This window comes from Caballeronia sp. LZ065, from assembly GCF_031450975.1.
GTDB lineage: Bacteria > Pseudomonadota > Gammaproteobacteria > Burkholderiales > Burkholderiaceae > Caballeronia.
In genome coordinates this window covers 47,176-67,663 of the sequence record NZ_JARUXV010000044.1, presented here as the reverse complement: position 1 = coordinate 67,663, position 20,488 = coordinate 47,176, and the positions used below count along the sequence as shown (strand labels likewise).

Below are 20,488 nucleotides of genomic sequence, written 5' to 3'. Positions count from 1 at the left end.
CGTGTCAGGGAGAGCGAACGCCGCGATCACAGCAATCCGGCGTCGCGCATGCGATACCAGCTCACCACCGCCGCGAGATAGAGCCGCTGCAAGCCGTGGAACGGGATCGGCGAGATACGGGTCAGCGGGAAGGGCAGGGCGCGCGCATCGCGTGTGAGGGTGTAGCGGGCGAGCGCATCGCCCATCGCGGTTTCCAGCGCGACGCCCCGCCCCATGCAGCCGATATTGATGAGCAAGCCCGGCTCGGGTTCATGCACATGCGGCAGGAAATCGCGCGTCACCGAGACATGGCCGCACCAGCGGTGATCGAAGCCAATGCCCGCGAGTTGCGGGAACATCTTCACGACGGCGCGTTCGAGATGCGCCCAGTCGTTGTTCGATGCAGGCTGGCGGAACGGCCCGCGTCCGCCCATCAGCAGACGGCCCGTATGGTCCTTGCGGAAATACAGCAGCAGGTTGCGCGTGTCGGACGAAACCTGTCCGCCCGGCATGACGCTCTCCGCTTGCTGCGCGGTCAGCGGCACGGTGGAGAGTTGGTATGAGTTCGGCGTGATCACCGTGCTCGACAGCTTCGAGGACAGTTCGCGCGTGTAGGCATTGGTGCATACGATGACCGTTTTGGCCGTCACATGCGGACCGAGGGCCGTGTTCACCTTCCACGCATTGCCTTCCCGCTGCCAGCCCGTCACGGGCGTCCGGCCGAAGATGCGCGCGCCCGACGCAATCGCCACGCGGGCAAGTTCTCGCGCATACGTCAACGGTTGCAGGCCGCCCGCGCGCGGGTCGAGCCAGCCGCCCTTGTACGCATGCGTGCCAAGCAGGTTGCGCACTTGCGTGGCATCCAGCAGTTGCGCGCCTTTCAAACCGCGCCGCTCCCATTGGCGCATGCGCGACTCGACCGTGTGCAGCGCGGCGTCGTTGTGCGCGCCTTGCACCCAGCCGTGGCGCACGTGCGGCACCGCGAGCTTTTCGGTGTCGATCATCCTGAAGACGTGCTCGGTCGTGGAACCGGCGAACGCCGCCACCGCGCGGCCCGCTTCAGGGCCGAAGCGCGCTTCCAGTTCGTCCGGATCGTACTTGAGGCCCGGAATGATCTGCCCGCCGTTGCGGCCCGAGCCGCCCCAGCCCGGTTCGCGCGCTTCCAGCACGACGACGTTCACGCCGTGTTTCGCGAGATGGCAGGCCGTCGACAAACCGGCATAGCCCGCGCCGACGATCACGACATCCGCCGTGCAGCTTTCGCCGAGCGCGGGCGTGGAGACAGCGGGAAGGGCTGTGTGAGCCCACAGCGAAGGGGCCAGCGGAAAGAGTTCGCCGGGCGCTGTGGCGCGGAATTGCGCGGCGGGCGTCAGCGTGGAATCAGACATGCTCGATGACTCGCTTCAAAAAGTCCTGTGTTCGCGGATGCTGCGGATTGCCCAGCACTTCCCTGGCCGCGCCCTGTTCGACGATCCTGCCGCCGTCCAGAAACAGCACGCGGTCCGCGACATCGCGCGCGAAGCCCATTTCATGCGTGACGACGATCATGGTCATCTGCTCGTCGGCGAGGTTGCGCATCACCGCGAGGACTTCGCCGACCAGTTCGGGGTCGAGCGCGGAGGTCGGCTCGTCGAAGAGAATGGCCTTCGGCTGCATGGCGAGCGCCCGCGCGATTGCCACGCGCTGCTGCTGGCCGCCCGACAGTTGCGCCGGATACGCGTGTTCCTTGGCGGACAGGCCAACGCGCGCCAGCAGGCTGCGGCCGCGTTCCATGGCTTCCTTCTTCGGCTCGCGCTTGACGAAGATGGGCCCTTCGATCACGTTCTCGAGCACCGTCCGGTGCGGAAACAGGTTGAAGCGCTGGAACACCATCGACACGCTCGCGCGCAGTTCGGCGATCGAGCGATGCGCCGCGTCCACCTTGCGCCCTTCGACCGTGATCGTGCCCGACTGATAATTCTCCAGCCCGTTGATGCAGCGAAGAATGGTGGACTTGCCCGACCCCGAAGGCCCAATGAGGCACACCACTTCACCCTTCGATACCGTGGCCGACACGCCCTTGATGACTTCGAGCGAACCGTAGCTCTTGTGAATGTCGTGCAGTTCGATCATGTGCGTCCGCTCCCGAGTCTCTTTTCAAGCTGGCCCACGAGCAGGAACAGCGGAATGCACATCACCAGATAGAGCGCCGCGACCAGCGTGAAGACCGTCGTGTTCTGGAAGGTGGACGATGCGATCAGCTTGCCTTGCAGCGCAAGCTCGGCCACCGTGATGGTCGATGCCTGCGAGCTGTCCTTGAGCATCATGATCATGGTGTTGCCGTAGGGCGGCAGCGCGATCCTGAAGGCCTGCGGCAGGATCACGCGGCGCATGGTCATCGCGCCGCGCATGCCGATGGAATGCGCCGCCTCGATTTGCCCCTTGTCGATCGCCTGGATACCGGCGCGGAAGTTCTCCGCCTGGTACGCCGAATACGCGACGCCCAGACCGATGATCGCCGCCTGCAACGCCGTGATCGAGATGCCGAAGTCCGGCAGCACGAAATAGATCACGAAGAGCTGCACGATGATCGGCACGCCGCGAATGAAATTGATGAAGCCGCGCGCAATCAGGTCGAGCGAACGCACGCCCGAGACCCGCATCAGCGCCCATACCATGCCGAGCACGGTGGAGAGCAGCAGCGAGCCAATCGTGACGATGATCGTCAGCTTGACGCCGCGTAGAAGGATCGGCAGGTATTCGGCCGAGTGCTGGAAAAAGTCTTGCATGAATCAGATTCTCCTGGCCGTTGCCGGCCAGAGCAGGGTTGCTCGAACATGGTCGGCGCGCCGGAGCCGGACAGGCCCCGGCCAGATGGAGATCACAGGCCCCACTTCTTCACGATGGCGTCGATCCGGCCATCGGCCTTGACCTTGGCAATGGCGGCGTTGAGCTTCGCGATGCGCTCGGGATGCCCCTTTTGCACTGCAATGCCGATCTGCCCCGGCATCACGGGCTTGTAACTGGTCACGAGACGCGTGTTGTTGAAGCCGCCGTGCGAGACCTGATAGGCGAGGATCGGATAGTCGGCGACGGCGGCATCGACGCGGCCCGTATTGGTGTCGCGCAGCAGATCCTGGAGCGTTTCATAGACCTTCACTTCGGCGAACAGGCCGGAGTCCTGCATCGCCTTCAGGAACGGCGTGCCAATCTGCGCGCCCACCACCTTGCCCTTCAGGTCCGCGAAGCTCACGTAGTTCTTCGTGTCCGACTTCGGCACGATCAGACCTTCGCCGTACTGGTAGACGGGGTCGGTGAAATCGACCACTTTCTGGCGGTCCGGCGTGATGAACATCGCGGCGGCCACTGCATCGATCTTGCCGGTCGTGAGCGACGGAATCAGCGCCGACCACGCCAGCGGCACGGTGGTGACGGTATCGCCCGCTTCCTTGCCGACCAGGCTCATGATGTCGACCATGACGCCGGTGATGGTGTCGTTTTTCGTGTCGAGGAACGTGAACGGGACGCCCGTGGGGGTGGAGCCCACTTTCAGCGTCTCGGCGCCTGCCGTGCCGCTCAACGTGACCCCCGCTACCATCGCGATACCCGCGAAAAATCCAAGCCAGTTCCTCATTGCGAAGCTCCCCTTTGAAGTGATCGTTTTACCGTGATGTCGCGTGTCGCGTCGAAGATTTCACGCTGCTTTCGGTATACATTAACCACATCAAAAAAGCGTAACAAGCCTAGATTGCAGGTTTTTTGTGGGTATTTTCCCGTTCTAACGGATTTTCGGTATGCTGAACCGATGGGTAACGCCGGCTGGCGACCCGAGCGACAGAGAGGAAGAAGATGTCGGACGACGACGTGATTGCCGAAGGCGCGGCCAACGGGCCCTTGCGCGGCAGCGTGTACGGCAGCATCAAGGCCGGGATCCTGGAGATGCGCCTGCTGGCAGGCGCGCCGCTCCAGGAAGTAGAACTGGCGTCGCACTACGGCGTGAGCCGCACGCCGGTGCGCGAGGCGTTGCGGCAGTTGCTCGACGAAGGGTTCGTCGAACGCAAGGGGCGTTTCTATCAGGTGAAGGAGCTGACGCCCGGCGACGTGCGCGACCTGTACGAAGTGCGCGAGAGTCTGGAAACCACGGCGGTGCGGCTATGCGTCGAGCGCGCCGACGATTCGATCCTCGACCGGCTGCGGGAAACCATCGCCGGGCAGGTGGACGCGCTGGCGGCGAATGACCGGCAACGCTTCTCGGTATACGACTCGGCCTTCCACCTGACGCTCGCGGAAGGCGCGGGCAACGGGTTGCTGTTGCAGCAGTTGACGGCCATCCACGAAAAGATCCGCCTGACGCGCGGCCGCGAATACGACGTGCCCAACTGGCTCAAGTATTCGATCGACGAACACTCGCGCGTGCTGAGCGCGCTGGAACGTCGCGATGCCACCATCGGCATCGCGGAGATGACGTATCACATTCGCAGCGTGGTCGATCTGCACTTCGGGACGCGTCGGCGCAAGGATTGAACGTCACTGCCGCGCGTTGCGCGGCAGTGAATCCCTACCTCAACGCGCCTCCGCCGGAACACGCGCCGCATGCGGACGCGAGCGCACGATCGCCGCGACCAGCAGCGCGCCCAGCACGAGCCCGCCCGCCACGACGAACAACGCTGTATCGGTGCGTCCGGTGATGTCCTTCAGATACCCGATCATGTACGGCGAGACGAAGCCCGCGAGATTGCCGAGCGAGTTGATCATCGCGATGCCCGCCGCCGCCGTGACGCCGGTCAGGAACGCGGTCGGCAGGCTCCAGAACAGCGCCGGAATCGACAGCACGCCCATGTTCGCGATACACAGCGCAATCAGGCCGAGGACCGGCTGCGTCTGCCACAGCACGCACAGCGAGAAACCGACTGCCGCCATCGCGAATGCCACGATCAGATGCCACTTGCGTTCGTTATGCCGGTCGGCGCTATACCCGAAGGCCAGCATGCTGACGATGGCGCACACACCCGGAATCGCCGTCATCACGCCGATGGTGAACGCATCCTTCACGCCCATTTTCTGCACCAGCGTCGGCATCCAGAAGCTGATTGCGTAGAGCCCCATGTTGTAGACGAAGTAGATCACGACCAGTGCCCAGATGCGCCCGTTGCCGAGCAGCGCGGCGAAACCGTGGCCGAGCTTGTCGCGATTCTCCGCGGCGAGCAGGCCGGTCAAGTGCGTTTTCTCCGGCTCCGACAGCCACTTCACGCGGGCAATGTCCTCGCTCATGCGGAAGAAGATATAGATGCCGAGCAGCACGGTGGGCACGCCTTCGACGAGGATCAGCCATTGCCAGCCGCGCAGGCCGCCGAGTCCCGACATGAAGCCGAGAATCGAGCCCGACACCAGCCCGCCGATCACCCCCGACGAAGCCAGCGCAATGTAGAACACGCCCCAGGCGCGGCCGCGTCGCACGGACGGATACCACTGGCTCATGTAGTAGATCGCGCCCGGAATGAAGCCCGCTTCGGCGAGCCCGAGCAGGAAACGCATGATGTAGAACTGCGTGGGCGTGCGCACGAAAATCGACGCGCACGAGATCAAGCCCCACGTCACCATGATGCGCGAGATCCAGCGCCGCGCGCCCACCTTGTGGAGGATCACGTTGCTCGGCACTTCAAGCAAAAAATAGCCGACGAAGAAGATGCCCGCGCCGAAGCCATAGACGGCGTCGCTGAAGCTCAGGTCGCTCGCCATTTGCAGCTTGGCGAAGCCCACGTTCACGCGGTTCAGATAAGAAAAGAAAAAGCCGAGCATTAAAACCGGAAGAATCCGTATCGATATTTTCCGGAACAGCGCGTTTTCGTCGATGGTCTGCATTGCTTGTCTCGTAATGGTTTTTTTGGGCCGAGCCCGGGTCAGTCGATTCGATAAAAGCGTTTCGCCGTGCCGGCGAAGAGCTGGCGCAGTTGCGTTTCGTCGGCCTGCGGAACGGCCGCGAGCACATCGGCGACGATCTCCGTCATGCTCGCCGACAGATTGCCCACCGGCAGATTGCTCGCGAACATCGAGCGGTCATAGCCGAACAGTTCCACGGCTTCGCGGATCACGCGGCGGTTGCTCGCGCTGTCCCACGTACCGTTCGGCAGGCCGAGTTCCGATACTTTCAGGAACACGTTGGGGCAGGCCGCGAGCGCTTCCATCCCCGTGCGCCAGATCGCGATGCCTTCCTCCGAGCGGTCGAGCGGCAGGCCCAGATGATTCGTGACGATCGGCGTGTCGGGAAACGCCCGCGCCACCGCCGCCGCTTCCTCCAGATGCCAGTACGGCACGCGCAAGTCCCACGAGAAGCCGTATTTGCCGAGCAGGGCGAGGCCGCGCAGCCAGGCGTCGTCCTGCATCGTGCCGGGGCGTCCCTGCACCGAGTCGCCCGGGCCCGCCGAGATTTCCGGCTTCGAGCGCACGCCGCGCATCAGCGGGCTTTTCGCATGGCCCGCGAGAATCGCTTCGCAATCTGGCTGCACGAAGAACACATGGCCGACGATCGCGCTCGGCAGCCCGGTTTTGGCGTTCAGTTGCGTGAGCCATTCGGTTTCGCGCACCTGTTCCTTGCGCGAGCGTTCCGCTTCCACGTGCACCGTGCCGATCACATCGAAGCCCGCCGTCGCGCGGCGATATTGCTCGGGCAGGAAGTCGCTGCACATCTGGCGGTAATCGCCGAGGAAAAAGGTGTCGTCGTATTCGTCGGTGAGCCACGGAAACGTGCCGTCCGACAGATCCCAGAAATGATGATGGGCATCGAGGATCGGCAGTGTGAAGCCGAGCGCGTTGTCGGTCCGGGTGGTCATGCGGAAGTCCTTTGAGTGGTCAGGAAGCCAGTCCGAGCGGGCGATACACACGCTCGGCCGTGTCATGGAAAAACGCCCGCTGCTGCGCCTGCGGCCACGCGCGCACGAGTTGCTTGAAACCGTTCAGCAGGCCGTCGAGCGAGATGAACATGCCGTCGACCGGAAAGTTACTGCCGAACATCAGCCGCTCCGCGCCGAACAGCGCGTGCAGCGTATCGGTGACCGGCTGGTTCGCCGCCACGCTCCACGGCTGGCCGCGTTCGCACAATCCCGACACCTTCACGGCGACATTCGGCAGCGCGGCGAGCGCGGCCATCGCTTGGCCCCAGCCGCGCAGCGTGTCCGGCGAGCGGTCGCCCGGCACGCCCGAGTGATTCACGATCAGCAATGTTTCGGGAAAGTCGCGGGCGAGGCGGGCGGCCTCGTGCATCTGGGTCCACGGCGCCTGCAATTCAAAATGCAATCCGTGTTGCGCGAGTTGCGCATAGCCGCGCAGCCAGCGCGCGTCGGACATCAGCGTGCGGCCCGCGTCATCCGGCGCGCCGGGCTTGTGGCGCACGCTGCGCACGCGTTCGAACGCAGCCTGCGCGGCGAGCAAGGTGCCGGTGTCGTCGCGATCGAGCCAGGCTTGCGCGGCGATCGCATTGGGCCGTCCGCTCGACGCCGCCAGTTGCGACACATAGCGCGTCTCGCCGAGCGGATCAGCCGGATCCCATTCCGCTTCGACATACACGCTGCCGACCACGTCGTGACCGGCGGCATCGCGCAGATAGTCCGCCGGCAGGTAGGTGCGCTTGATCGCGGAATAGTCGCCGTAGCGGTGCGGCACCAGCGTGTCGCCCGCGAGCCACGGATAGTGATTCGCTTCGAGATTCCAGAAGTGCTGATGGGCGTCGATGACCGGGCCGTCGTAGCGCGTCGTCATGCGCGCTCTCCGGCTTTGCCGCCGCCGAAGTCGATCAGCAGCGAGCCGACCAGATACGCGAACGCCGCGGCGGCGAAGAACAGGATGACGGCGTTGAAGCCGCCGGTGGCATCGACGAGCACGCCGACGACGATCGGCACCACGATGGCGCCACCCGTGCCCGCGAAGTTCATCACGCCGCCGACGAGGCCGACCTGTTCGCGCGGCGCGAGCATCGCGGGAATCAGCCAGTAGAGGCCGCCCCACAGATGGAAGAACACGCCGAGCGACAGCAGCGCGACCGCATAGCGAATGTCCGACACGAAGGGCAGCGCGAGCAGGCAGACCAGCGACATGCCGCCCGACAGACCGAACAGAATCCGGAACGCCACCTTGCGCGAGAAGCGCTTTTGCAGCCAGTCGGCGGTCACGCCCGACAGCACTTCGCCGATGGCGCCCGCCAGAAAGATCAGGAAGGTAGCGAAGCCCATGCTGCGGATGTCGAGACCGCGTCCGGCGGAGAGATAGTTCGGTCCCCACGTCACGAGCCCGAAGAACACCATGGCCCAGCCGATGCGGCCGACCACCATCGCCGCGATCGTGGCGCGCGAGAGCGGCGCTTTCTGCGCGCGAGGCGCTTCCCCGGCGGCGAGCTTTTGCGCGCGGATATAGGCGGCTTCGCTTTCGTCGATACCGGGATGCTGTTCGGGCGTTTCGCGCAGCAGGCGATACACCACCAGACCGAACACGATGGTCAGCCCGCCGACGATCAGGAACGCCGTGCGCCACGAGCCCGTGAACGCGAGCAGCGCGCTGATGGCGAGCCCGCCGATGGCCGAGCCGAGCGGTGCGCCGCTGTCGATCAGCGTGACGCCGCGCGCGCGTTCGGCAGGCGGCAGCCACGCGGCCGTGAGCTTGGTCGCGGCCGGCATGTACGGCGCTTCGAACACGCCGAGGCCGATGCGCGACAGGAGCAACGTCACGCCATTCACCGCGAAGGCCGCGAGACACTGAAAGCCGCCCCACAACACCGCCGCAATGCCGATCATGCGACGCCCGCCGAAGCGGTCGGCGGCCCAGCCGGCGGGAATCTGGAACGTGCTGTAGGTCCAGAAGAATGCCGAGAGAATCAGCCCCTGCATGGTCGCGGCGAGATGGAACTCGTGCACGATGGTCGGCATCGCGATGGACAACGACATCCGGTCGACGCAGTTGATCGTGTACAGCACGAACAGCAGCAGCACCATGCGCCAGCGCGTGGTGGACGCGAGCGAGCGGATCGATCCGGACGATGCCGCAACGGGACTTTCGGTTTGCATGTCTCTTCTCTCTATTTCTGATTCGAGTGCGTCAACGCTCAGTGCGCCGGGTTGCGCTGCCATGCCGCGTACAGCGCGGAGCCTTCGAGATCCAGCGCGGCGAGCGGCACCCGTTCGCCCTTCGCGACATCGGCGAGCAGGCGCTTGTTGGCCGCCAGATAGAACGGCGCGGCGCCGCCGGCCTTGGCCGTATCGACGAGCAGGGGCGTCGCGCCCTCGATGGTGTGGTGATGGCCGCCCATCGTCAGCGTCTCGCCCGCCTTGAAGTCACGCTCCACGCGCGCCACCATGCGCGCGTGCGGCCGTTGCGCGGCGCTGCCCGTCGGCTGGTTGAGCAACACGGCGGAGAACAGGCTCATCGGGGTTTCGAGACCCATCAGGTGATAGGGCAGGTAGATGCATGCGTAGCGTCCGTTCTTGCCGACCACATGGCCCTTCTGCTTCAGCAATTGCCAGGTCTCGTCATCCTTGCAGCGCACGATGACGAATACGCCGCCGCCAAAGCTGACGTCGTCCGGACGGCGCAGGCAGTTGAAGACATCGACCACGCCGGTGCGCTCCAGAATGCCGCCGTCTTCCTTCGGCACGAAGATGTCCGCCAGTTCGCTGATGCGCGCGAGCGGGTAGTTCAGCGCGTCGGCGGCGGGCAGCAGGCCGGTGGAATTCGCGACCACGTTCAGTTCGCAATAGTCGGGCGTCGCGCTTTGCGGCAGCATCGAAAGCGCCTGGCTGCGAGTCGCGAGCGTCGCGGGGATGTCGTCGCCGAGCGCCCAGCACGCATCCAGCGACACCGCGTGGCGCTGCTCCAGATAGTCGATGCTGTGCGCGGCCGGATCGTAGATGTAGTCGTATTCGCTCGACTTGCCCGCCGCCACGACTTCGAAGCCGAGGACCCGCGCCCACGTGACGAGGCCAATCAGGTTGCTCGGCTGGTCGCCGTCGGGCGTCGTGTAGACGACCTTGTTCTCCAGCGCCAGCTGGTTCAGATACGGTCCGACGACCGAGTCGGTTTCCTTGGTCGCCATCGCGACGTGCACGCCGCGCCGCAGCGCGTTCTCCGCAATCCGCACGCTCGCTTCGGGCTGGCCGGTCGCCTCGACGAGGATGTCGAGCTCCACGCCGTCGAGCAGCCGGTAATCGGCGACCAGCGCCATGCGGCTGTCCGCGCGCGCGGTGCGGACATCGGCGGCATCGTTGCAGACGGCGACCGCGCTGGCGTCGAAACCGAGCGAGGCGAGGGTGGCGAGCGTGCCGTCCACGTCCAGGTCGCACAGCGCGGCGATCTCGATGCCCGGCAACGCGCGGCATTGCACCAGCAGCGAGCGGCCGAAGCCGCCCTTCGGCCCGACGAGCGCCATGCGGATCGTGCGGCTGCCGAGCGACTGGAAGAGATGTTCGTAATTCATGTGTGTTCGTCCTTGTCCTTGGGCGAGCGGGAGTGTGCTGTGCCGCACATTCCGGCGGATGACGGCCTGAAGCGGCGGTCGTTTTCAGGTTGAGCGGTCTGCCTGATGATCTGGCGCGGTATACCAATGATCGGGCTGGGCGGCCTGTTGAAGACGTTCTGTAGCGGTACCCGTCAATCGGGTGTAAAGCCTTATTGGATAAGGCTTTCACAGGTCTCCGGGCGTGGCTTCCTGCCGGTTTCATCGTTATTCGCGACGGCGCTTCATCTGCTTTCATGTGATGAAATTGCCGTTTTGGTATACCAAAATTTATCCGGAGGTCATCATCCGGTCAAGTGCGGGATAACACCATGGAGAGCAAAAGGCTTGCGCGGCTGTCTTCGCCGTACGCGCGCTGGTAAAGTGGCATACCAACAGAGCCGACGATGCGTTTCGGCCAAGAAGGATCGCCCCATGACGGATTCCGAAGACGACATCGAAGCTTCAGGGAACGGCGAAGCGCCCGACGAACTGCTGTCGATGCAGATCGCGCAGCGTTTGCGCACGCTCATTGCCACTGACGAACTCAAGCCCGGCGAGCGCCTGCGCGAGCGCACGCTGGCCGAGCGGCTCGACGTATCGCGCACGCCTCTGCGCGAGGCTTTGAAGGAGCTGGCAAGCGATGGCTTAGTGGTCGTGCTGCCGAAGCGCGGCGCGGTGGTGGCAGACCTGGGGGCGGCGGAAATCGCCGAGAAGCTGGACGTGCTGGGGGTGATCGAGGCGTTCGGTGGCGAGGCGGCCTGCCGGATGGCGACCGGCGAGGAGATTGCCGAAATCCGCGCGCTGCATCATGAAATGCATGCGGCATACGAGCGGCGCGACCGGATGAACTACTTCCGGCTCAATCAGGCGATCCATACGAGCATCATCGCGGCCGCAAAGAACGCGACGCTCAGGGAGGTGCACGAGCGCCTGAACCGGCAGTTGTACCGCTACCGGTTTCAGGGCAGCGTGACGTCGGAGACGTGGCATACCGCCATCGACGAACACGAGGTCATCATTCGCCTGCTGAGCGCCCGCGATGGCGCGAAGCTCGGCGAATTCCTGCGCCGGCATGTGCACAGCACGTGGGAGCAACTGTCGCCGCATGATACGGAACCGGCCCCCGCCGCGGAACACGAGGCGCAATGACCGGCTCTTTCGTGCTTTCGTGCGTCAGATCACTTCGTTCAGCGCCTTCTCGAAGCGGGCCACGGCGCCCGTCACATCATGCAGTTTGTCGAGGCCGAACAGGCCGATGCGGAAGGTCTTGAAATCCGCCGGCTCGTCGCACTGGAGCGGCACGCCGGCCGCGATCTGCACGCCCGCGTCGGCGAACTTCTTGCCGGAACGGATGCCGTCGTCGTCCGTGTAGCAGACCACGACGCCCGGCGCTTCAAACCCCTTCGCCGCCACGCTCCTGAAGCCCTTGTCGGCCAGCACGGCCCGAATGCGCCGGCCCAGTTCCAGTTGCTCGGCCTTCACCTGGTCGAAGCCATAGGCCTCGGTTTCCTTGATGACGTCGCGCAGGATCGCGAGGCTGTCGGTGGGCATCGTCGCGTGATACGCGAAGCCGTTGTTCTCGTAGGCTTCCATGATCTGCAGCCACTTGCGCAGGTCGCAGGCGAAACTGCTGCTGGTCGTCCCGTCGATGCGCTCCCGAGCCAGCGCGCTCAGCATGACCAGTCCGCAGCATGGCGACGCGCTCCAGCCTTTCTGCGGCGCGCTGATGAGCACGTCGACGCCGCTTGACTGCATATCCACCCAGACCGTGCCCGAGGCGATGCAGTCCAGCACGAACATGCCGCCCACTTCGTGCACTGCGTCCGCCACGGCGCGCAGATAGTTATCGGGCAAGATGATCCCGGCGGCGGTTTCGACATGCGGCGCGAAGACCAGATCCGGCTTGTGTTCGCGGATCGCCGCGACGACTTCGTCAATGGGCGCCGGTGCATAGGCGGCCTGCTGTCCCGCTTCGACCGGACGCGCTTTCAGCACCACGGATTCGGACGGAATGCCGCCCATGTCGAAGATTTGCGTCCAGCGGAAGCTGAACCAGCCGTTGCGGATCACGAGACACTTCTTGTTCGTGGCGAACTGCCGTGCCACGGCTTCCATGCCGAACGTGCCGCTGCCGGGAACGATGGCGACGGCATGCGCGTTATAGACTTTTTTCAGTCCGGCGGAGAGATCGCGCATGACGCCCTGGAACAGCTGCGACATGTGGTTGATCGACCGGTCGGTGTAGACGACCGAATATTCGAGGAGCCCCTCGCGGTCGACATCAGGGAGTAACGCTGGCACGCTCGCCTCCTGCACTTGGGAAAAAGGGGTGAAGACCGATTCTAACGAAAGCCGCCCGATGACGCGTCGCGCGGTCCGTGCCGTTCAACGCCGCCCGCTCGACTTCGACAGCGCCTCGCGAAAGGTTTCGACGAGCCGGTTGTCCTCGCCCGCGCGCGTGAGCATGACGAGCTTGGTCCGCAGATCGAGATCGGCGACGGGAATGAAGCGCACGTCGCGCCGGTTGTTCTTCGAGGTCGAGCGGCCGACGAGCGTCGCACCCAGCCCCGCGCCCACCAGCGCGAGCGCCGTATGAATCTCGATGGCCTCGTGCGCCACACGCGGAGCGCCGCCCGCGCGCTTGAGCGCGGTCAGCAACTGCTGGCCGAACGGACTGCGCGCATCCTTGGGGTAGTGAATGAACGGCAGCCGCGACAGTTCCGCCGCCGTCACCGAGCGCTGTTTCGCCAGCGGATCGCCGGCCGGCACCGCTGCGACGAACGGTTCGTCGAGCACGACGGCGCGGTCGAGATCCAGACTCGGTTCGAGCGGCCCGATGAAGCGCGAAATGCCGACATCAATCCGCCCCTGACGCAAGCGCTCGGGCTGATACTCGGACAGCGCCTCGACCAGATCGAGATGCACGTCGGGACAGCGTTGACGAAAGCGCCGCACCGCGGCCGGCAGCACCGAATAGGACACCGAGCGCACGAAGCCGATACCCAGCCAGCCGCGCTGCCCCGATGCAATGCCGCGCGCTTCGTCGTCGAGCCTGCCGGCGTGGGACAGCAATTCCTTCGCACGCGGATAGAAATATTTGCCCAGCGACGTGAGCTCCATCGGGCGGCGCGAGCGGTCGAACAGTTCGCCGCCGAGATGCGCTTCCAGTTGTGCGAGTTGCATGCTGATGGCCGTCGGCGCAACGTGCAGCGCGTCCGCCGCGCTCGTCGCGCTGCCTGCTTCGACCACTGCGCAGAAGTATCGGACCTGTCGTAGATTCATTTTTTTTGAGCTTAGGCTCAGAAATCGATGTTTGATAGCGAAGAAACTTTATCTAAAACTGTCGCTACCATCAAACTTTCAGACTTCCAAATCGAGAGACATGAGCAGTCACCAGACATCCGCCGATCTCATCGCGGCGCTGCGCGCACTCGGCAGCGCCACCGTCTACGAAGCCCAGGGCGCGCACGGCGCGCTCGACAGCGGCATCAAGCCCATTCATCCGTCGATGTGCATGGCCGGCCCGGCCGTGACCGTCGATACCCGTCCCGGCGACAACCTGATGCTGCACTACGCGATGCTGAAGGTGAAGCCCGGCGATGTGCTCGTGGTCGACGCCAAGGGTTTTCTCGAGGCCGGTCCGTGGGGCGACGTGTTCACCGCACTCGCGCTGCAAAAGGGACTCGCGGGGCTCGTGATCCACGGCGCGGTGCGCGACGCGCGCACCATCATCGACATGGGGTTTCCGGTGTTCAGCCGTGGTTTGAGCATCAAGGGCACGGGCAAGAACCAGCCGGGCCGCGTGAACGTGCCGGTGTGCATCGGCGATGTAGCCATTCAGCCCGGCGATATCGTCGTGGGCGACATCGATGGCGTAGTCGTCGTGCCGAAGCACGACGTCGAACGCGTGGTGCAGGTCAGCCGCGCGCGCGAACAGAAGGAGAGCGTGTTCCGGCAACGGATCCGCGAAGGCGCGAGCACCGTCGAACTGCTGGGATTGCAGGGCACACTGGAGCGGTTCGGCCTGAATTGACCGCGTCCGTTTGTGAATCAACCCGATAAGAACCGCATAAAAGCCGCCAATATGGAGCGAGACAACATGAAAGAATCAACCGGAATGCCCGTGATGGACACCGTGGCCGCCACGGCGCGTCCGACGCGTTATCGCTGGGTCGTCGCCACGCTTTTCTTCCTGATCTACACGGTCGCCGCTGCCGATCGCGCGAACCTCGGCATCGCGTTGCCGTTCCTGCGGCGCGAATTCGCGATGAGCAACGCGGAAGCCGGTGCGCTCGTCAGCGTGTTCCTCATCGCGTATGCCTGTGCGCAGCTGCCCTCGGCGTGGATCGTGTCGCGTTTCGGCGTGCGCCGCACGCTGCCCATCTCGATGATCCTCACGTCAGTGGCCACCGCGCTCACCGGCGTGGTGGGCTCGCTGTTCGCGCTCAAGATGTGCCGTCTCGCGCTTGGTTTCGCGGAAGGCCCGTTGCCGCTGGGCATTGCCGCGACGATCAACCGCTGGTTCCCGGCGAAGGAGAAGGGCACGGCATCCGGCCTGTTTCTTTCGGCGGTGAAGTTCGGCCCGGTGATCACGCCAATCATCGGCGCAGCGGTCATCTCGCTGTGGGGCTGGCAGGCCATCTTCATCGTGTTCGCGGTGCCGGGCGTGCTGTTCTCGGCGGTGTGGTGGCTGATGGTGGCCGACCGTCCGTCCGATAGCCGCGCGGTCAATCAGGCCGAGCGCGACCTGATCGATACGGCCAAACCCGGCACGCCTTCCGCGACGCAGATCGAGCGCACGCGCGCGATGCCCTTGCTCGACCGCCTGACGCGCGTGCGCAGCGAGAAGCCGCTGGAGACGAGCCGCGCCGTGGCGACCTCGTGGAACATCTACGGCTGCGCATTGGGTTACTGCTGCCAGCTCGGCATTTCGAGCGTGCTGCTCGCGTGGATCCCCACCTATCTGCTCAACGTGAAGCACTTCAGCGTCGCGGGGATGGGTTTTGTCGCCGCCGCGCCGTGGGTGGGCGCCGTGTTCGGCAACATCGCGGGCGGGCTGCTCTCGGACCGCGCGCTCGGCAAGCGGCGCAAGCCCGGCATGATGTTCTCCGCCATCGCGACCGCCGTCATGATGGTCGCGCTCATCAAGTCCCCGGCCTCGCCCGTCGTGTACGGCTTCCTGATCTTCATGACCGGCGTCACGCTGAGCATCGGCTTTTCCGCCTACATGGTGTATCCGACCTCGTTCGTATCGAGGGAGAAGTTCCCGCTGGCGAACGCCATCGTCAACATGGGCGGACAACTCGGCGGCGCGGCCACGCCGTTCATCGCCGGTCTGCTGCTCGATCACTTCGGCTGGAATTACGTGTTCGGCTTCATGTCGGCCATTTCCGCGCTCACTTTCATCATCCTGTTGACGATCTCGGAACCGCTCGACGTCGAGCCCGTGCGTCAATATCGATAAAAGGCGTCACCAATTGATTGGACTGACTGTCATGCCGCGCCTAACATGTGCCGGACATCGCAAATCAGCATCGAGTTGAACCGCTCACGGCATGCAAGCGCACACACCACCCCGAAGACTCAAACCCATCCTCAGCCTCGATGACTTCGAGCCGGCCGCCCGGCGCTTCCTGCCGCGTCCGGTGTTCGGCTATATCGCCGGAGCGGCGGAAACGAACGCGTCGCTCGCACAGAACCGCCTGAGCTTCCAGGACTATGACTTCGTGCCGAACGTGCTCGTCGATGTGTCGAAGCGGTCATCGCATGTCGATCTCTTTGGCGTCCGGTATGCATCGCCTTTCGGCATTGCGCCGTTCGGCCTGGCCGCGCTGTCCGCGTATCGGGGCGATATCGTGCTCGCGCGCGCGGCGCAGCAGGCCAACGTGCCGATGATCATGAGCGGTTCGTCGCTGATCCGTCTGGAGGACGTCGCCGGCGTGGCGCAAGGAAGCTGGTTCCAGGCCTATCTGCCGGGACAGACCGTGCAGATCACACAACTGATCGACCGCGTGCGCGCGGCGGGCTTCGGGACGCTCGTCATCACGGTGGATACGCCGGTTGCGGCCAATCGCGAGAACAACATCCGCACGGGCTTTTCAACACCCCTGCGGCCCACGTTACGTCTCGCGTGGGACGGCGTGACGCATCCGGCATGGCTGATGGGCACCTTCCTGAAGACCGTGCTGAAGCACGGCATGCCGCACTTCGAGAACAACTACGCCACACGCGGCGCACCCATTCTTTCGCCGAGCGTGTTGCGGGACTTCTCCGATCGCGGACATTTCACCTGGGATCACCTCGCGATGATCCGGCAGATGTGGAAGGGCCCGCTGGTGGTCAAGGGCATCCTCAACCGGCGCGATGCAGCGAAGGCCTGCCAGACCGGCGCCGACGGCATCATCGTGTCCAATCATGGCGGACGGCAACTCGACGGCAGCGTGGCGCCGCTGCGTGTGTTGCCGGGGATCGTGGAAGCGTGCCGGGACGTGCCGGTGATGATCGACAGCGGCGTGCGGCGTGGCACCGATGTACTGAAGTGCCTGGCGCTCGGCGCGAAGCTGGCCTTCGTGGGGCGGCCCTTCGCGTATGCGTCGGCGATTGCGGGCGAGGCGGGCGTGCGCCATGCCGTCCGTTTGCTCGCCGACGAAGTATCGCGCGACATGGGCATGCTCGGCATCACGTCGCTCGATCAGCTGGATGCCTCGTTCCTGTTGCAAAAGTCGTTCACGCTGCCCGCGTCCGGGCGGCAGCCGTCTGCTTAGGCGACGGCCCGCTGCACGGTTTGCTGGCGGCCGAGATGCATCGTCGCCACGCTCAGGACGACGAGCGCGAACGCCGGCAACTCCCGCCAGCCGAACCGTTCTCCCATCGCCCACCCGATCAGCAGCGCAACCGCTGGCGCGAGACAGGTCGCGACGGACGACGCAACGGCGCCGAAGCGGTCGGGCAGGGAGCAACACGGGAAGAACGACACGCCGGTTACCCGCACGCCGCCGCCGATCACGAGCGCCACGGCCGCGAAAGGATTGTCGAGCAGGTGGCTGATGCCGTCGAAATCCGTCACGGCCGCAAGCACGAGCACGAGCACGGCGATGCCCATCTGCCAGGTCGCCAGTGCGAGCGGCGGCAAGCCCAGGGGTGACAGGAAGACGCGCACGAAGACCTACAAGAAATCGGCTACCGGACGGAGGTCTTCTCGCCCGCGGGTCTCGCCGGCGCTCAGCGAGAATACTTCGAATGACTACTCCGCGCCCGCGCCGGGAGTACCGACGATGCCTGTTCGAGCATGATCGACGACGCTGTCGACGTGTCCGTCGGCAAGTGGCGGACGCCGATGCACGTTCAATTGCACCTGACCTTGGCGCTCGAAGCCGGCCACCCGATCGGCGAACGCGGGATTTCGGTCGCTAGCGCCGGGTTGGCTCCATCGCGCCATACGGGCTAGATGGAGCCAATACGGACGCGAAATGTCTATCGCATGAAAGAGCGGGCGGAGTCGTCCGCTGGCAAGGCGCGCGAGTTCAAGGTGCTGTTCAATGGAAAATCCGACAGGCTCGCGAGCTTTGCGAGCTTTGGCTCGCGCTCATTCCTGCACGATCTCTGTCTTCAATATGTTTTGCAAGGGTGACTAGAGGTCAGAGCGTGGTTGCAAAGCAAAACGCGGCTCAGGCAGCGGCACAGCAGGCGGCGCAACCGTAGTCGGCAAAGTTGAAGTCCAATTGGGATTTGTTCGAGGTGTGAATATCTGGAGGCTGTCGGGCGTGGCAACCATGCTTCCTTCGTTGAAGGCGGTGTCCAGATAGTTACGCATTCCATTCGCAACGCTCGATTGGTCTTGATACATGAAAACGCCGTTGTTCGGATCATATACCATATAGTTGTCATCGCTGAATCGTTGAATCAAGAGTGTGTGACCATTTGTTTGATGATCCAAATTGTCTCCGCTTCCTATTCCAATTCTCAAAACGCCCATGCCATCTGCCGGTATGCCGGGCAGGTCACTTATAAAATCGTTGATACGACCGTCCCGATTTATATCCGTGCGTCCAAGGTATGTAGAGGTACTATATCTTCCATAATTATCCAGCCCTAATAAATTTGGGTGGTTCTGGAAATTGTCTATTCTATCGTACATATCTCGTGCATGATTATGGCGTATGTCGGCACGCATACCTTGTACTGCGGTAAAAATATTTGTCGGCACACGATCGTTCAGCGGATCGGTATTGCGATCAACTCGGCGCATGGTTTCGCGAACCAGCCCTTCGCATTGTCCCTGTTCTCCGCGAAGGCGCGCGTTATTCGCTTGCGAAAAAGGAATATGCACGAATGAGTCATATTCAAGCGCCTCTCCTCCACGGCATTCCGGGTAATCTGGGGAAACGCACTTGGTAACCATCGCTCCTCTCTTTTCAATCTCATGAGGGTCGTTTTGAGTTTGCTCTTCAGTACTGGCCGATGGCTTGAGGGCAGTCGTGGAAGTTTCAAGTTTCGGTTGATCGTTGCCCTTATTCGATGAGGATGTCTCCGGCCCGCGCGGCGCATCGGGAGATGCAGCAGGCGAACCTGCCGATCCATTTTCAACTGCCCCTCCTTTTTGAATATCATGAAGGTCTTTTTGAGTTTGCATTTCAGTACTGATCGATGGCTTGGGGGTAGTCGTGGAAGCTTCAATATTCGGTTGATCGGTGCCCGTATTCGATGAGGATGTATCCGGCGCGCGCGGCGCATCGGAAGATGCAGCAGGCGATACAGCAGGCGAACCTGCCGAACCATCGTCATTGGATTTTTCGAAATCGGATGCAGAATAGGTTGAGGATGAATTGCTTGATACGGGAAGAACCATGATCACATTTCTTGGGTAGCGTTTGCAGATCAACGACTCGCGGTACATTTTTTGGGGTGCCGGCTCGCTGTGTGGCGTTGAAAACGAGTTTCAACCGCTCACGGCTCAGGATTACAGAGTGAGATGAGTCAAGGTGGTGGATATGTAGTCAGGGCTGCCATGCCATCGAGCTGCTCGCCGACGAAGTATCGCGCGACATATGGGCATGCCCGGCATCACGTCGCTCGATCAGCTGGATGCCTTGTTCCTGTTGCAGAAGTCGCTCACGCTGCCCATGTCCGGACGGCATCCGTCTGCTCAAGCAGCGGCCCGCTGAACGGTTCGTTGCCGTCCGAGATGCAGGGTTACCACGCTCAGGATGACGAGCACGAACGCCGTCAACTCCAGCCAGCCGAAACGCTCTCCCACCGCCCACCCGATCAGCAGCGCGACCGCTGGCGCGAGATAGGTTGCGGCGGACGAAGCAACGGCGCCGAAGCGGTCAAGGAGGTAGTAGTACAGGAAGAACGACACGCCGGTTCCCAGCACGCCGCCTCCGATCACGAGCGCCACGGCCGCGAAAGGATCGTTGAGCAGGTGGCTGACGCCATGAAAATCCGTCGCGGCCGCGAGCACGAGCGCGCCAATGCCCATCTGCCAGGTTGCCAGCGCGAGCGGCGGCAAGCCCAGGGGTGTCAGGAAAACGCGCACGTAGACGTAGGAGAGCCCGAGCACCATCGAACTGGTCAGGAGCCACAACACGCCCGACAAGTCGATCGTTCCACTCGCGCCTTCCCAGGGCCGTGCGATCAACGTGATGCCGAGGAAGCCCAGCAGCACGCCGAAGGTCATCGTGCTGTTGAGCTTCTCGCTTCTCAGGAAGAGCGCGGAGAAGATGGCGGTGAAGAGCGTGGCCGCATTCGCCAGCATCGCAGCCATGCCGGAGGGCACAAGCGCCGTGCCCCGCGTGATTGCGACATAGTAGAACGCCGTGGCGAGAACGCCCATCACGCAGAAATGATGCAGATGACGCAACTGGCGCCGTTCGATGACCTTCGTGCGCCACGCGACGAACGCCAGCGGCAGAAAGCCGAACAGCACGCGCACGAAGGCGATCTGCATCGGCGTGATGGACGACGCGGCCCACTTCATATAGATGAAGTTGGAGCCCCAGAACAGACCCAGCAAGACAAACGCAATCCGCGCCTTGCTCATGTTGGCTG

The 20,488-nt window shown here is 63.7% G+C and carries 20 protein-coding genes; 6 read left to right on the top strand and 14 right to left on the bottom strand.

The features are described from left to right. Positions 1 to 26 precede the first annotated feature (26 nt). The 4 genes from QCE63_RS35895 to QCE63_RS35880 form a co-directional block, all read right to left on the bottom strand. A complete protein-coding gene (locus QCE63_RS35895) occupies positions 27 to 1,367 on the bottom strand; it encodes an FAD-binding oxidoreductase (RefSeq protein ID WP_309840078.1) in 1,341 nt (446 codons plus the stop codon). Beyond that, a complete protein-coding gene (locus tag QCE63_RS35890) occupies positions 1,360 to 2,091 on the bottom strand; it encodes an amino acid ABC transporter ATP-binding protein (protein ID WP_309840076.1) in 732 nt (243 codons plus the stop codon). Before QCE63_RS35890 ends, QCE63_RS35895 begins: the two co-directional genes overlap by 8 nt. Further along, positions 2,088 to 2,747: an amino acid ABC transporter permease gene (locus QCE63_RS35885; protein WP_309840074.1), complete on the bottom strand. Its 660-nt coding sequence runs from the start codon at positions 2,745 to 2,747 to the stop codon at positions 2,088 to 2,090. The genes QCE63_RS35890 and QCE63_RS35885 overlap by 4 nt, the downstream gene beginning before the upstream one ends. Positions 2,748 to 2,839: 92 nt before the next feature. After that, positions 2,840 to 3,592: an ABC transporter substrate-binding protein gene (locus tag QCE63_RS35880; protein WP_309840072.1), complete on the bottom strand. Its 753-nt coding sequence runs from the start codon at positions 3,590 to 3,592 to the stop codon at positions 2,840 to 2,842. Positions 3,593 to 3,807: 215 nt separating this feature from the next. Here QCE63_RS35880 and QCE63_RS35875 point away from each other — a divergent pair, with 215 nt between their 5' ends. After that, positions 3,808 to 4,482, top strand: a complete 675-nt coding sequence (locus QCE63_RS35875; RefSeq protein ID WP_309840070.1) for a GntR family transcriptional regulator — start codon at positions 3,808 to 3,810, stop codon at positions 4,480 to 4,482. A gap of 39 nt (positions 4,483 to 4,521) precedes the next feature. Here the strand turns inward: QCE63_RS35875 and QCE63_RS35870 are convergent, their stop codons facing one another. From QCE63_RS35870 to QCE63_RS35850, 5 genes are read right to left on the bottom strand one after another with little or no spacing between them, the layout of a single operon-like run. After that, positions 4,522 to 5,820: an MFS transporter gene (locus tag QCE63_RS35870; protein ID WP_309840068.1), complete on the bottom strand. Its 1,299-nt coding sequence runs from the start codon at positions 5,818 to 5,820 to the stop codon at positions 4,522 to 4,524. 38 nt (positions 5,821 to 5,858) lie between these two features. Then, positions 5,859 to 6,788: an amidohydrolase family protein gene (locus QCE63_RS35865; RefSeq protein ID WP_309840067.1), complete on the bottom strand. Its 930-nt coding sequence runs from the start codon at positions 6,786 to 6,788 to the stop codon at positions 5,859 to 5,861. 19 nt (positions 6,789 to 6,807) lie between these two features. Beyond that, on the bottom strand, positions 6,808 to 7,713 hold the full coding sequence (locus QCE63_RS35860) for an amidohydrolase family protein (RefSeq protein WP_309840065.1): 906 nt from the start codon (positions 7,711 to 7,713) through the stop codon (positions 6,808 to 6,810). Continuing rightward, a complete protein-coding gene (locus QCE63_RS35855) occupies positions 7,710 to 9,011 on the bottom strand; it encodes an MFS transporter (protein ID WP_309840063.1) in 1,302 nt (433 codons plus the stop codon). Before QCE63_RS35855 ends, QCE63_RS35860 begins: the two co-directional genes overlap by 4 nt. Positions 9,012 to 9,049: 38 nt before the next feature. Next, positions 9,050 to 10,417 (bottom strand): homoserine dehydrogenase, encoded by a 1,368-nt coding sequence (locus QCE63_RS35850; protein WP_309840061.1) that lies wholly within the window; start codon positions 10,415 to 10,417, stop codon positions 9,050 to 9,052. 126 nt (positions 10,418 to 10,543) lie between these two features. Between QCE63_RS35850 and QCE63_RS35845 the strand changes: the two genes are divergently transcribed. Then, a complete protein-coding gene (locus tag QCE63_RS35845; RefSeq protein WP_309840059.1) occupies positions 10,544 to 11,587 on the top strand; it encodes a GntR family transcriptional regulator in 1,044 nt (347 codons plus the stop codon). A 24-nt stretch (positions 11,588 to 11,611) separates the two neighbouring features. Here the strand turns inward: QCE63_RS35845 and QCE63_RS35840 are convergent, their stop codons facing one another. Beyond that, positions 11,612 to 12,739: an aminotransferase class V-fold PLP-dependent enzyme gene (locus QCE63_RS35840; RefSeq protein ID WP_309840057.1), complete on the bottom strand. Its 1,128-nt coding sequence runs from the start codon at positions 12,737 to 12,739 to the stop codon at positions 11,612 to 11,614. Positions 12,740 to 12,823: 84 nt separating this feature from the next. Beyond that, positions 12,824 to 13,720, bottom strand: coding sequence for a LysR family transcriptional regulator (locus QCE63_RS35835; protein WP_309840055.1), 897 nt, complete (start codon positions 13,718 to 13,720; stop codon positions 12,824 to 12,826). Between the two features lie 100 nt (positions 13,721 to 13,820). On the opposite strand from QCE63_RS35835, the gene QCE63_RS35830 reads away from it, so the two are divergent. The 3 genes from QCE63_RS35830 to QCE63_RS35820 all read left to right on the top strand — a co-directional run bounded on the left by QCE63_RS35830 (position 13,821) and on the right by QCE63_RS35820 (position 17,202). Further along, complete coding sequence (locus QCE63_RS35830; RefSeq protein ID WP_309840053.1) at positions 13,821 to 14,471, top strand: 4-carboxy-4-hydroxy-2-oxoadipate aldolase/oxaloacetate decarboxylase; 651 nt, start codon at positions 13,821 to 13,823, stop codon at positions 14,469 to 14,471. Between the two features lie 66 nt (positions 14,472 to 14,537). Beyond that, a complete protein-coding gene (locus QCE63_RS35825) occupies positions 14,538 to 15,902 on the top strand; it encodes an MFS transporter (RefSeq protein ID WP_309840052.1) in 1,365 nt (454 codons plus the stop codon). 91 nt (positions 15,903 to 15,993) lie between these two features. Continuing rightward, positions 15,994 to 17,202: an alpha-hydroxy acid oxidase gene (locus QCE63_RS35820; RefSeq protein ID WP_309840050.1), complete on the top strand. Its 1,209-nt coding sequence runs from the start codon at positions 15,994 to 15,996 to the stop codon at positions 17,200 to 17,202. Here QCE63_RS35820 and QCE63_RS35815 read toward each other — a convergent pair. Continuing rightward, the gene (locus QCE63_RS35815; protein WP_309840048.1) at positions 17,199 to 17,597 is read right to left on the bottom strand and encodes an EamA family transporter; all 399 of its coding nucleotides are present in this window, start codon (positions 17,595 to 17,597) and stop codon (positions 17,199 to 17,201) included. The genes QCE63_RS35820 and QCE63_RS35815 overlap by 4 nt on opposite strands. 129 nt (positions 17,598 to 17,726) lie before the next feature. Here QCE63_RS35815 and QCE63_RS35810 point away from each other — a divergent pair, with 129 nt between their 5' ends. Then, a complete protein-coding gene (locus QCE63_RS35810; protein ID WP_309840046.1) occupies positions 17,727 to 17,885 on the top strand; it encodes a hypothetical protein in 159 nt (52 codons plus the stop codon). A 183-nt stretch (positions 17,886 to 18,068) separates the two neighbouring features. Here QCE63_RS35810 and QCE63_RS35805 read toward each other — a convergent pair whose 3' ends face one another. After that, positions 18,069 to 19,286 carry a hypothetical protein gene (locus QCE63_RS35805; protein WP_309840044.1) on the bottom strand — a complete coding sequence of 406 codons (1,218 nt, stop codon included), beginning with the start codon at positions 19,284 to 19,286 and terminating at the stop codon, positions 18,069 to 18,071. A gap of 297 nt (positions 19,287 to 19,583) precedes the next feature. Continuing rightward, positions 19,584 to 20,480, bottom strand: coding sequence for a DMT family transporter (locus QCE63_RS35800; RefSeq protein WP_309840042.1), 897 nt, complete (start codon positions 20,478 to 20,480; stop codon positions 19,584 to 19,586). Positions 20,481 to 20,488 lie beyond the last annotated feature (8 nt).